This window comes from Bacillus sp. HNG, from assembly GCF_003400205.1.
In the GTDB taxonomy this organism is placed as follows: domain Bacteria; phylum Bacillota; class Bacilli; order Bacillales; family Bacillaceae_L; genus Ferdinandcohnia.
Genome location: NZ_QUQV01000002.1, coordinates 126,199 through 139,859, shown reverse-complemented (window position 1 = coordinate 139,859; position 13,661 = coordinate 126,199). Strand labels below are relative to the sequence as shown.

General features: G+C 39.3%; 10 protein-coding genes. 8 read left to right on the top strand and 2 right to left on the bottom strand.

All coding sequences use genetic code 11. The features are described from left to right. Nucleotides 1–13: 13 nt before the first annotated feature. Complete coding sequence (gene nadC, locus DZB84_RS04045) at nt 14–865, bottom strand: carboxylating nicotinate-nucleotide diphosphorylase (RefSeq protein ID WP_116350987.1); 852 nt, start codon at nt 863–865, stop codon at nt 14–16. Nucleotides 866–1,104: 239 nt separating this feature from the next. Beyond that, nucleotides 1,105–2,337: an aminopeptidase gene (locus DZB84_RS04040; protein ID WP_116350986.1), complete on the bottom strand. Its 1,233-nt coding sequence runs from the start codon at nt 2,335–2,337 to the stop codon at nt 1,105–1,107. Between the two features lie 394 nt (nt 2,338–2,731). Here DZB84_RS04040 and DZB84_RS04035 point away from each other — a divergent pair, with 394 nt between their 5' ends. The 8 genes from DZB84_RS04035 (at nt 2,732) to DZB84_RS04000 (ending at nt 13,355) form a co-directional block, all read left to right on the top strand. Further along, nucleotides 2,732–3,127 carry a GntR family transcriptional regulator gene (locus DZB84_RS04035; RefSeq protein ID WP_116350985.1) on the top strand — a complete coding sequence of 132 codons (396 nt, stop codon included), beginning with the start codon at nt 2,732–2,734 and terminating at the stop codon, nt 3,125–3,127. Beyond that, a complete protein-coding gene (locus tag DZB84_RS04030; protein ID WP_116350984.1) occupies nt 3,120–4,004 on the top strand; it encodes an ABC transporter ATP-binding protein in 885 nt (294 codons plus the stop codon). The genes DZB84_RS04035 and DZB84_RS04030 overlap by 8 nt, the downstream gene beginning before the upstream one ends. Next, on the top strand, nt 3,997–5,064 hold the full coding sequence (locus tag DZB84_RS04025; protein ID WP_189655140.1) for an ABC transporter permease: 1,068 nt from the start codon (nt 3,997–3,999) through the stop codon (nt 5,062–5,064). Before DZB84_RS04030 ends, DZB84_RS04025 begins: the two co-directional genes overlap by 8 nt. A 135-nt stretch (nt 5,065–5,199) precedes the next feature. Continuing rightward, entirely contained in the window at nt 5,200–5,694 is a 495-nt protein-coding gene (locus DZB84_RS04020) for a hypothetical protein (RefSeq protein WP_116350982.1), read from the top strand. A 59-nt stretch (nt 5,695–5,753) separates the two neighbouring features. Next, nucleotides 5,754–6,242, top strand: coding sequence for a DUF1648 domain-containing protein (locus tag DZB84_RS04015; protein ID WP_189655139.1), 489 nt, complete (start codon nt 5,754–5,756; stop codon nt 6,240–6,242). An 83-nt stretch (nt 6,243–6,325) separates the two neighbouring features. After that, entirely contained in the window at nt 6,326–7,015 is a 690-nt protein-coding gene (locus DZB84_RS04010) for a copper homeostasis protein CutC (protein ID WP_116350980.1), read from the top strand. Between the two features lie 207 nt (nt 7,016–7,222). Continuing rightward, nucleotides 7,223–10,159, top strand: coding sequence for a PD-(D/E)XK nuclease family protein (locus DZB84_RS04005; RefSeq protein WP_116350979.1), 2,937 nt, complete (start codon nt 7,223–7,225; stop codon nt 10,157–10,159). Beyond that, entirely contained in the window at nt 10,152–13,355 is a 3,204-nt protein-coding gene (locus DZB84_RS04000; protein ID WP_116350978.1) for a UvrD-helicase domain-containing protein, read from the top strand. The genes DZB84_RS04005 and DZB84_RS04000 overlap by 8 nt, the downstream gene beginning before the upstream one ends. Nucleotides 13,356–13,661: the final 306 nt, after the last annotated feature.

The window sequence follows — 13,661 nt, the reverse complement described above, 5'->3', positions numbered from 1 at the left end:
TCAATTTTTTAAATCAGAGGGATTTCTTGTTTCCTTCTTTTACCTGTAAGCTAATATCTAGGGCTTTAACCGAATGTGTTAAAAATCCTAATGAAATAAACTTGACACCTGTTCCGGAGTAGGTTGCTAAGTTATCTAAGGTAATTCCTCCAGAGGCTTCGGTGATAATGTCTTTTGGTACTAACTGTGCAAATTCCTTTACCTCTTCTGGGCTACGATTATCAAACATGATGACATCCGCACCGGCATTTACCGCTTCTAAAACTTCTTCTGCGTTTTCCGTTTCAACCTCAATTTTTACCATGTGACCGATTTTTTCCCGTACGGCTTGAACCGCTTTTGTAATGGACCCACAGTAAGCAATATGGTTATCCTTAATCATGACACCATCATAGAGACCAAATCGATGGTTTTTGCCACCGCCGGATACGACTGCATATTTATCCAGCATCCGGAGTCCTGGAATGGTTTTTCTAGTGTCACAAATATGAATGGTAGGATCGTTTAAAGCCTCCACACATCTGTTTGTGACCGTTGCGATTCCACTCATTCTTTGCATGAGATTTAAAATGACTCTTTCACCAGTAAGCAGGTGGGAAGTCGGTCCGCTAACAGTAGCAATGGTATCACCAACAGAAACTCGATCTCCGTCAGAAAAGCGTTGTTCGACTTTGATTGAAGGATCTAACAAATGATATGCTTCTTTAATAATGGACAATCCAGATATAATTCCATTTTCTTTCGCAATGAACACTCCTTGACTTGTTTGCTCAAGCGGAAAAATCGATTGACTAGTGACATCTTGTTCACCAATATCCTCAAGTAAAAATTCCTGTAGCATTTTTCGTAATTTTAATAGATTCATAGTTTGCCTCCTTACCTAAATAAGTTTGATAACAATTTCACAAACTTAGGCATATTTCGTTAAAAAAATCATGTGTACATGAGTGTGGAATTACATCTGTCTTGTCATCTATATTTACATAATACCAACAGAATATCAATAGTATCAATGATAAAAATTTTTGGTGTAATTGCGTGTGGATAGGGTTGATGGAATAAAAAAAGCACCATCGGGAGCTAATCCCTGATGGTGCATCTTTTTTAAAAAGCCCAGTTTCCGTTGCGAAAAACAGGTTCAATTTTGCCATCGGCAGTGATGCCGTCGATGTCCATTTCACCTGAGCCGACCATGAAGTCGACATGTGTGATACTTGAGTTTGCACCTTTCTTTACAAGCTCATCACGTGACATCGTTTTCCCACCTTCAATACAGAACGCATATGCATTACCAATTGCAAAGTGATTGGACGCATTTTCATCAAAAAGCGTGTTGTAGAAAAGAATCTTTGATTGTGAAATAGGTGAGCTATGTGGAACAAGTGCAACCTCACCTAAATAATGGCTACCTTCATCTGTTTCGATCAGACGTTTTAAGGTATCTTCACCTGTTACAGCCTTCACATCAATAATTCGTCCGTTTTCAAAGGTTAATGTAAATTCATCGATCAGGCTTCCACCGTAATTTAGTGGCTTAGTGCTGCTGACAAATCCATTTACACCATCCTTTTTGGGAACTGTAAACACCTCTTCAGTCGGCATATTCGCAACAAACTCAATGTTTTGTTCGTTTTCGCCACCGCCGCCAATCCATACATGGTCTTCAGGTAATTCAACGACTAAGTCAGTTCCAGGTGCTTTATAATGTAATTTTTTATATTTTTTCTTGTTTAAGTATTCAACCTTTGCATGTAAGGTTGCGTTATGTTCCTTCCATGCTTGAACAGGATTGTCAACATCAACACGAGTGGCTTGGAAAATGGCATCCCATAATTTTTCGACTTGCTCCTCTGCTGACAGATCAGGGAAAACTTTTTCAGCCCAGCTTTCAGAAGGGACAGCGATGACAGACCAGCTGATTTTATCAGCCTGAGAATAATTTCGATATTTTTCAAGTGCCTTACCTGCCGTTTTATTGGCATTGGCTATGCGCTCAGGATTGACACCTTTTAATAAGTCTGGATTGGAAGAAATAATCGATAAAAAGGCTGCTCCGTTTTCAGCAAGATCTTCCATTCCTTTTGCCTTCCACATTGGATAGTCAAGAAAGGCTTCATCTGGTGCCAGGTCAAAACGTGTGCGTGTAATTTCGTCGTCATTCCACTCGATATATACATTTCTTGCTCCGGCCTCATAGGCTTTTTTTACAACTTTCCTTACATATTCTACGGCTGAAATAGGTGCATTTATAAGAAGGTTCTGTCCTTTTTGAACATTAACACCAACGCGAACAGCTAAATCAGCATATTTTTCAAGCATTTGTTCGAATTTAGACATATGTATTCTCCTTTTGTGGTGCCATACATAGCACGAATGTAAGTGTTACCTTTCTAGTGTAACAGAACAGATTCGGTGAGCGAAATACAAATTTAACTTTATTCGTAGGAGTCTCTATTTTTAATGGAGGGGCTGCATGCAAGAAGAGTAACTATCCAATTTGGGACTGAATAAAGTTAAATGCCTCCGGCGGATGCCACAGATTTTCAAAGGAAGTTTTTCCAGCAAAGCTCGAAAAAATCTAGGCGCAAATACGCTTTGGCGTATTTGATTTAAAAAATAGGCGAACGTATATTGACAGGATGGTGTATGTGATTTAATGTATTAAGTGTACTATATGATATAATACACATAAAACACAATTGACATAGAACAACTGAAAGGGGTGTTTTGCTTGTATTTTCAGTTAGATGAACGAAGTAACACACCGATTTGGGAACAAATTGTAAACCAAGTCAAGGAACTCATTTTAAAAGGAGTCCTTCAGCCTGATGAAAAATTATTAAGTGTTCGCGAGCTTTCTTCAACCTTGCTTGTAAACCCAAACACGGTCAGCAAAGCCTATCAAGAGCTTGAGCGACAGGGAATTATCGAAACACGAAGGGGAAAGGGTACATTTGTTTCCGAACAGCTTCCAAAGAAGGTGGATGATGAAAAAGTGGAGGAAATCAAACAATCATTAAAGCTTTTACTTGTAGAAGCTTCTTATCTCGGGATAAATAAAGAAACTTTTGTTGAGTGGATTGAAAAGTATGTAGAGGAGTTAGGAGGGAAGGATAGCAATGCTTAATGTACAAAATCTTTCAAAAAGCATTGAAGGAGAAAGAGTTTTACATGATATTTCTTTTTCAATTGGCGAAGGATCAATTGTCGGCTTGGTCGGACGAAATGGAGTCGGAAAAACAACATTGTTAAGAAGCCTTGTTGGCATTTTAGATGCGGATGAAGGGGAGGTTGTGTTTCAAGGGGAAAACATCGTGACAAACCCTGAGGTGAAAGGGGAAATGGTGTTTGTTCCAGATTCAAATGCAACATTTAATGGCTACAGTATCAAAGAGCTTGTGACACTATATGAAGCGATTTATGTGAATTTCGATAAACCCTATTTTTATTCGCTTTTACAACGCTTTAACCTTCCAGAAAAGAGAAAAATTCGGACTTTTTCACGTGGGATGAAGGCTTTGTTATTTATCATTTTGGCTATTTCAACAAAAGCAAAACTGATTATATTAGATGAACCAACAAATGGGCTAGATGCGATTGTAAAAAGGAAAATTCTCCAGTTTTTATTAGAGGAAGTGTCAGAATCAAAGATCTCTCTTTTGATTTCTAGTCATCATTTAGATGAACTCGAGAAAATCGCGGATACCATCATCATGTTAAAGAATGGTGAGGTCGAATCAATCGTCACAATGGAGGATGCAAGACTGCATTATAAAAAGGTTCAGGTGGTCTTCAAAGAAAACGGGATTCCTGAAGAACTAAAGCAACTTTCAAATATTGAAGTCCTATCTCAAATTGGTCGGGTCCACACCCTTTTAATAAAAGGAAACACAGAAGCAGTAGTATCACGATTAAAAGCAGAGCAACCATTGCTATTAGAAGAATTACCTATGTCACTTGAAGACATGTTTGTGTCTGCATTAGGAGGGGATGACATTGTTTAACAAGGCACTTTGGCTAAAGAATTATAAGCAATCAAAGTTTGTGGTATGGGGACTTTGGTTAGTTTGTCTTTACTTTCCATATAAACTGAATAACTATTTAAGCATCGAGGAAAATTCGCTTTTACATTGGGATGAATGGGGAAATTCAGAGCCCTACACATTACATTTTGGAAATTTTTTGGAGGTAGGATTGTTTCAAGTTCTTGCATGCATACTCTTGGCCACAGCCTTAATTGGATTAGAACGAACAAATCAAAGCTTTGATTTTACACTAGCATTACCTTACAAAAGAAGTGATATCTTTTTCTCCAAGTGGATATTTGGCGTATTTCATCTGACCGTAGCAGTGGCAGTAAGTGTGTTAATCTCAATGTTTGTACTTGGTAATTCTTTGTTGAATGAGTATCTTCCATTAGCTGCCCTTGGGTATTATTTTTTGATTGCTCTTGCCACTCTTATTGGAGTCTTTACGTTTAGTCTGTTTATTGGCTTAATTGGAGCAAGTTTTGTTTCGCAATTTGCCTTTAGTTTGATCTTTCTATTCTTGCCATACGGACTATATAACTTAGTAATGCAAGGAATTTCTACTCACTATAGAGCAATTACAGGAGACTACTTTATAAAAGAAAAATACGGAATCCAAGGGTTTGATGTCTATGCTGAAAATCTCTCATTCCCATTACTCTTATTGGATTTTGAACATGGGATAAATGAAATCTTTGTTTGGAAGCAGGCTACATTTTTAAGTGAGTTGTCAGTTATAATCATTCCAATTCTTGTAACGATTCTCTCTTTATACTTGATTAAGCGATTATCAACTCGAATAAAAAGTGAAAACAACGGTAAAATCTTGGCTTATGAAAATCTGCTTCCATACCTAAAAGTAGGTGTGCTCATCTGTTTCTATCTATTTGGTGGAATGGTATTTGGCCAGTCCAATAGGTACAATGAACCGCCAAACCTCCTATCCTATCACCTAGGAGGACTTGGATTCAGTATCATTGCCTACTTTATCCTGACAAAAATAGCAGGAATGAGAATGCAATTCGGAAAGAAATAAAGGATCAGAGGTTGCTAGGAGACCAGGTGGCACCAGAGGGACGGTTCTCTTGGTTCCTAATAGGTATAAATGAAAAGGAGGGACCACAGGAACCGTCCCCGTGGTCCCCAAGTTTTTAATAAGGGGGATGAGAAGTTGAAACTGTTAAGAATTTTATTGTTCGTTCTCATCATGATGTTGCTTGCGGGGTGTAATAAGGAAGAGTTGCAGTGGTATGAAATGGTGGTGTTTCAGCCAGTAGAGACACCAGAAACGATCAATACATGGTCCGCTCAACTACAGTATGTCAATTATAGTGAAATGAAAGAGACGCCTCCAGACATTCTTAAACTTACATACAATGGGGTGGGTTCTCCTGTTCCAAATGAGGTTATGTTTCACATTCAAGGGACTTCGATCTCAGGGGATATTGAATTAAAAAATGATGGCACTGGTGAAGCCATTATTGATCGTGAACAACTATTAGACTATCTCGATACGATTATTTTAGAAGACGGTACGATTACAGGTTCAATCCCTCTAGTTCTTAGTTGGGGTGATCTAACTGAAGAAATAACCTTGCCCTATTTAACCGCCGTTAAAGACTTTGAGAAAACGACATTGGACAAATTGCTAAAATTTCTTTCTTAAAATGAAACCCTTGCCACTCCTTACTCGTATAAACTAGTATGAGGAAGGAGTGCTTTATTATGTCTGAAAAACCAGAGTTAAAGCTGCCGAAAACTTTATTTGAAAAAATAATAGAGTTGCTCTCGATACTATTTTTACTTGGCATGTATGGGTTTGTCATCTTGAATTGGAGTGAGATTCCAGACCGAATCCCGACTCATTTTAATATCATGGGAGAACCTGATAGGTGGGGAGGAAAATGGAGTGTGCTCATTCTTCCAATTATCGCAACCTTTTTATTTAAAATGATGTTTATTCTAAGCAAGTTTCCACATATTCATAATTATCCGGTAAAGGTAACACCAGAAAATGCGGAAAAACTGTATAGAATCTCTAGAAAAATGCTCATTACGATGAATTTTTGGCTTACTCTCTTTTTTGCGATTGGCACGTGGGAAATGGTCAATGTCGGACAGGGCAATGAAGGGTTAGGCATGTGGTATATGATTGGGCTACTCCTGTCTATTTTTGGACCAATGGGTTATTATATTTACAAGATGATCAAATAGTTACCAGAGGGACGGTTCTTGTGGTTCCCTGTTAGGGACCACAAGAACCGTCCCCGTGGTCCAATGAAAGTAGGTAGACATCAATGTTAATAGAAATTATTGTTCAACATGCAGAGGATGCAAAGTTAGCTGAAGAACATGGCGCAAATCGTTTAGAGTTAGTGACCGCAATGACGGAAGGAGGTTTGACACCTTCTTACGGCATCATCAAGGATGTTGTTCAAGCCGTCTCTATTCCCGTCCATGTCATGGTCCGTCCTCACGGCTATTCATTTACATATTCAGAAGATGACAAGCGGGTTATTTTAGAGGATGTTAAAGTGTGTAAGGAACTTGGCGCGACTGGAATTGTGTTTGGTTCTTTAACTGAAAATGGAGAAATAGATGAAGCATTTCTTCAAAAAGTGATTAATGTAGCAGATGGAATGAAGATCACCTTCCACCGTGCGATTGATGAAGCAAAGGATATTATCGAAGCCTATAAAACCCTTCAAAAATACAGTGATTCGATTCAAACAGTGTTAACCTCTGGAGGTGCCCCAAAGGCATTAGATGGTGTAGAAAATCTCAAGGCAATGTTGGCGCTCCACCGTGAAAAACCATCACCAGTCATTATGCCTGGATCTGGACTGTCTCATAATAACATTGTAGAGATTCACCAAAAACTTCAGGCAACCGAATACCATTTTGGATCGGCTGTTCGTATAAATGGGAAGTTTAGCGAACCAATAAATGGGAATACTATTAAAAAGATAAGAGAAATACTAGGATAAAACAACAAGGATGTCTGGATGTATATTTGGACGTCCTTTTATTTTGGAGAAAATGCCTAAAATCGATAGAATGGCTGCTAACATCGATAGAAAAGAAATATCGTCGATAGAATCAAAATAAAATCGATAGAACAAAAATAACGCCGATAAGAAACAAAAAAGACGTGGCAATACACCCAAATTTCACCTAACAGGAGAGTGAAACCAGTGGAAGTTCTCATTAAACACCTCGAAACCATATGTAAACAGCATTTTTTAAATGAAAAAATCTTACTTGTTGATTCATATATGATAGGCGAGCAAATTTTAAGACAATATACTCAACGAAACAATTATGCCCTTAATATAAAAATCAAAACAATCAAGGACCTTGCGCTCGATTCAACATCAAACCAACAAAATCAACTCATGAGCAATGCACTCGGGGTTCATTTGGTGTACAACCTGTTAACTGAACTTAAGCCTGGACTAAACTATTTTCATGAGCTCGAAATTACACCAACCTTAAGCAAAAGTATGTATCTTACCATAAACCAACTTCGTCTTGCAGGATACAAAAGTAGCAACCTTTCAAGTGAACCATTCGTTTCACCCAAAAAAGGAGACGATCTGAAACTCATTTTAGAGGCATACGAACAACTTCTTCATAAACATAAACTGGTGGATGAGGCAGACCTTTATCGGAGTTCACTAGGAAAATATGATTCTCGAAATCAAATCTTCATTCTTCAAAGTAACCTTAAGTTAACATATGAACAGGTTAAATTTTTAGAAGCGCTCCTTCCACCAACCAATTTTTATTTACCAATGGAAGCAGTCCGCGGTGCTGCTATACCTGAAAGTTCACCATTATCAAAAGTCGTGTTTGGAGACGAAACGCCATTAAGCTATTTATCTGATGTGGAGAATTCACCAACAACCGTTCCGACCCTTTCCCTTTTTTCAGCTAAAACGGAGGAAATGGAGCTAAAAGAGGTCATCTATCGAATCAAAGAAAAAGGGATTCGCTTTGATGAGGCAGCCATTTTTTATACATCGAGCGCTCAATATGTAACTGCTATGTATCACGTAGCTGAGCGTTTACAAGTGCCGGTGACCTTTGGGGAGGGGATACGGATTGGGTTTACGAGACCAGGTAAAATGGTGGCTGGAATCTTAGCTTGGATGAAGGATTATTATAGTGTGCAGGCTTTTTTAAAGCTTCTTCAGGAAAACGTGCTCGATTTAGGGGATGATGCACCTTCAAAAAGAACATGGGCGACACTACTTCGTGGTGCCGACATTGGCTGGGGTAAAGAGCGCTATCTTACTCAAATCCAAGCTAAACTGAAAGAATCACTTGGCTCAGAGAACCGAATCCGAGATTATGAGTGGATTTTAAAATGGTTTGCGACTACGTTTAAGCATATGCAAACTGCCGAAAACAATGGAACAATCAATTATAGGGACTTGTTAAAAACGATCCACTATTTTCTGCAGAACTATTGTAAGGTTTCATCAGCATTTGACCAAGCGGCGAAAGAAGCATTGCTTGAGCGAATTGAGAATTTGCTACCATTTTCCAATGAATCTGTAGTAAATGCCCACCAAAAATTCGAGGAGGATTTCCTCACCATTCGCATTGGGCACTCGCGTCCTAAGCCTGGATTTCTACATTTCACTTCGTATAAAAACGGGCTTTATTTGAATCGTGAGCATTTGTTTATTGTTGGTATGGACAACAAGCGGTTTCCAGGGAAAGCAGGGGAAGACCCACTATTGCTTGATACTGAAAGAGGAAAACTAGGGCGGTTTTTGCCATTGGAAAAAGAAAGAACTAAAAACGACCTTTATTCCATGTTGCAGTTGTTTGCTTCAGCAGCAAAGAATGAAATAACCATTAGTTTCTGTAGATTCGACATAAATGAAAATCAAAATATATCACCTGCGTATTTATTTTTACAATGCTATCGAATTCAAACAGGAGATTTTTCTGCAGACTTTAAGACTCTTCAAGAGAATGTTCCGGTTATAAACCGAAGTCATCCACTTGAAATCGAAGACTGGTGGTATGAGAAAATCACAAACTCTCAAACGACCCAGCTTAATGAACCATTTTTAGCCGATTTTCCGAATATTACGAGAGGGCTTCATGCTGAAAAAATGAGGCAGGATCCAGCGTTTACCGTGTACGAAGGTAAAATTGAGAGTGATACGACCAGTTTTGATCCACGCAAAAATCAGGAAATCACTATTTCAGCTGGAAAACTCGAAAAAATCGCGAAATGCCCTTATGCCTATTTTTTAGAAAATGTGTTGCGATTAAACGTAATTGAAGACATTACATATGACCCGACAAAATGGTTAGATGCTAAAACGAGGGGAACCTTGCTGCATGAAATATTTGAGAAATTTTATCAAGAAATGAAAGAACGGCACGAAAAACCTTCCTACTCAAAGCATGTTGGCCTTTTAACTAAGATAGCGAACGAAAGGCTGAATGATGTTAAAAAAATTGTTCCGCCACCTAATCCACGAACGGAGAGACTAGAGTCAGAAGAAATCATCGAATCATGCGAGACCTTTTTAAAAATTGAAGAGGAAAATAGTGAGCAGGGCGAACCTTTGTATTTTGAATATTCGTTTGGCAAAGACGCACCAGCTGTGATTGAACTTCCTACTGGAACGGTTCATGTCAGGGGAATCATTGACCGGGTCGACATACTTCCCGATGGCTCCTACCACATTATTGATTACAAAACGGGAAGCAGCTGGGGGTATCATACGAAGGAATTTTTCAAAGGTGGGAGACAGCTACAGCATCTCCTTTACACTCTCGCAATCGAGGCCCATATGGGGATGGAGGCTGGTGCAGTAAAAATGAGTTCCTATCTTTTTCCAACCCGTAAAGGAGCAGGAAAACGCTTTGTGAGGGAACAAGAAGAAACGACACGAACCAACGGTAAAGATATTTTAGATAAGCTCCTTTCGATTGTGGAGCATGGACATTTTACCATGACAGATGATGAGAATGAATGTACGTTCTGTGAGTTTAAAAAGATTTGCAGACGTTCCACCTATGACAAAGATGCATTAAAACATAAGCAACAGGATGAGACGGCAGAGGGACTAAAAAGCTTTAAGGGAGTGCGCGCTTATGACTAAGGTGATTGTCGATCAAGAGGCGAGAGATAAAATTTCAACCGTTCTGAATCAAAATTTCCTTGTGGAAGCTGGGGCTGGTTCAGGAAAAACAACGAGCCTAGTTGACCGAATGGTGAACCTGATTTATACAGGGACAGCAAAAATGGACGAGATTGTGGCAATTACCTTTACAAAAAAAGCGGCGGATGAACTGAAAACACGCTTCCTAACGGTTCTCGAGAAAAAATGTAAAGTGGAAACAGACCTTGATTTGAAATTTTTGCTCGAGGAGGCCTTACAAAACATTGAACAATCGTTTATTGGAACGGTCCATTCTTTTTGTGCACGTTTATTGCGCGAGCGACCAGTAGAAGCAGGGATTGATGTTCATTTTTCTGAACTTGAGGATACAGAGGATGACAAAATTGCAGAGGCGGCATGGTTAGTCTACACACACAAGCTTGAACAGGATCATCCCCAGAAATCTAGAATTATGAAGGATTTAGGGCTTCGTGAAAAGGATTTAATGGAGCGCTTTTGTCAAATGAAGAACTACCCTGATGTTGAGTGGGCAAGTGAAGTCATTGAAAAGCCAAATCTTGATGACGTGTTTTGTCGTTTCATCACGCTGTTAAAAGAAGCAAGTCGTTGCATCCCGAAGGATATTCCTAAAGGTCCTGACAATCTCCAGGAGGCAATTGATGATGCGCTTCGCCATGTTAAATACAATGACAAAACCGATGCGTTAAAAATTAAAATTTTTCAGTTGTTTGATAAAAAATTGAAGGTTACGCAATACAAATGGACATCAAAAGAGGATGCCAAGGAATACCACGAGAGAATTACCGGTTTTTTCGAGGAACATATTCAGCCTTTACTTGTAAGTTGGAGTGAATATTGCCATCCATTTGTGATCGAATTATTTCAAGAGGCATTCGCAGAGTATGAAAAAATAAAGCAGGAACACTCGTTAATGAATTTTCAGGATCTGTTAATGAGAACCGCAGCTCTTTTAAGGGACAATGCAGAAGTACGATCGTATTTTCAAGGAAAATACAAAAGGCTGCTTGTCGATGAGTTTCAGGATACTGATCCAATCCAAGCAGAAATCATGTTTTATTTAACGGGTGAGGATGTCACGGAACAGAATTGGACCAAGTGCAAACCGCGACCGGGCTCGCTTTTTGTTGTGGGGGATCCGAAGCAAGCGATTTATCGGTTCCGACGAGCAGATATTGATATTTACAATTTAGTGAAGGAACTGATTGAAGCCCATGGCGGAGAAGTTCTTAAACTTATTATGAATTTCAGAACGGTAGACCATGTTACGAACTTACTGAATGAAGTATTTCAGGAGCATTTGCCGAAAGAAAAGACTGTTCACCAGGCTGCTTATCGTCCGCTCTTTTCCTATAAGGAAGCAAGCAAATCTGATTTTTCAGGGATTAAAAGGCTGGTTTTAGCTGATGAATTTGCGAAGAATAAAGCAATTACGGTTGAAGAAGATGCAAATAGTATCACGGCATACGTTCAAAAATTAATAAAAGAGGGTCACGAGCCACGAGAATTTATGATTTTAACAAGGCAAAAAGATGGAATCGATGTGTATGCGTCAAAACTTGAGGAAGCGGGAATTCCAGTGAGCGTAAGTGGTGAAATGGAAATTGGCACCATTCTTGAATTTCAGGATCTTATTTTTCTACTTGAAGCACTTGTGGATCCAGACGATCAGATTGCTTTGGTTGCAGCATTACGAAGTATTTGGTTTGGGATTAGTGATGAAGAGCTATTCCAATGGGGACAAGCAGGAGGAGTCTTTTCCATCTTTGCACCGTCGCCCGATCATTTAAATTCCGACACAAAACATCATATTGAAGGAGCACTTTCAAAGCTCAAACAATATGTAAAGTGGAAGACGTCACCTTCACCAGTTGTGGCCATAAAAAAAATAATGGAAGATATCGGGCTGTACCCATTGTTTCTTATGAAAGGCTATGGAAAAAGGGAAGCGACGAATCTCTTACAAACTCTTGAAGCCCTCCGTTTGAAAGAGGAAGAAGAAGCAACAACCTTCAGTCAAGCTGTCGATTATGTGAAACAGCAAATTGAAGAAAAAACAAAGGTCATCAATCTGGAGGAAGATGAAAACGCAGTACGAATTATGAATGTCCATAAAGCAAAAGGCTTGGAAGCACCGATTGTGTTCTTGGCCCATCCGGGGAAAAAGTCAGAAGTCCGCAATAAAATATGGTCCCATATCAGACGTGAAGAGCAATCATCAACGGGATATTTTATGTTCGAAAGAAAGCAAGGCTTTGCGAGAAAACCTGTTGCACAGCCTCTCCACTGGGAGTCTTATCTCGATGCTGAGGAAGCTTATTTACTTGCGGAGGAAATACGCATTCTGTATGTAGCGGCAACAAGAGCAGAGAAAGCCATGATCATCAGTTCATTTGAAACCAAAAATGATAAAAATCCGTGGAATCTTCTTCTTGATGGTATATCTGGACTTGAGGAGATTGAAAAGCTAGAGCTAACTTATGAGGGAAAAGTGATTCAGAAGCACATCGTTACACGAGATGAATTCGTAGAAGACACACAGGGTTTACTTGATTGGATTGATGATCGAAAGCAACCATCTTTTTCAACATATAGTCCAACTGAAGACAAGCAGGATATCTTCTCGCTTGAGATTGAGCGTGAGGAAGGTGGGGGGCAGACGTGGGGAACTGCTATCCATGAGGTGTTTGAGAAGATTGCCAAAGGAGAAGAAGCTGAAGAAGTAATTGGCTCGACTTTACAAAAGCATGAGATTTCGTTAGGAAGAAGAGATGAAGTTGCTGAAGCGGTAGCCCATTTTAAACAATCGATGATTTGGGCAGAGCTTCAGATTGCTGACCATGTGTTAACAGAAGTTCCGTTTATGATGAAAATCAATGCTCAAGATCCATTGTACGAGTTCGTTGAAAAAGGGGACAATGCTGAGACTGTTTTTGCTAGTGGCATTATTGACCTTGCCTATAAGCTGAATGGTACTTGGAAAATCGTCGATTATAAAACAGACCGTCCAAAGGACATAGCGAAGCTACCAGTCCTTACGAAATATTACCAAAATCAAATTGACCTGTACCAGCAAATTTGGGAACGAATCACGGGCGAAAAAGTGGCGGACAAGCAACTTTACTTTGTTACACCGAATATTATAGTAGGTGTGTAGGAGTGGTGTGTTAGTTTTTAGGGATTTATTCTAAATGAAGACCGGAACTTAAAGGGGCTGTCACTGTAGGGGGCATCATAAGGTGGATGAAGACTTGAACGAGGGGAAGTCTGATTCGAAAATGTCTTCATAAGGTGGATGACGACCCAAACGAAGAGAAGTCGCAATCAAAAAGGTTATCATAAGCCCGATGAAAACTCGAATGAAGTAAAATCAACGTCGAAACGTCCTTCATTGCTGCAAACCTCTTGAGAATGATGTATGATTTCCTAAAAATGACGGACTTTAAACAATGAGACTCGTTAA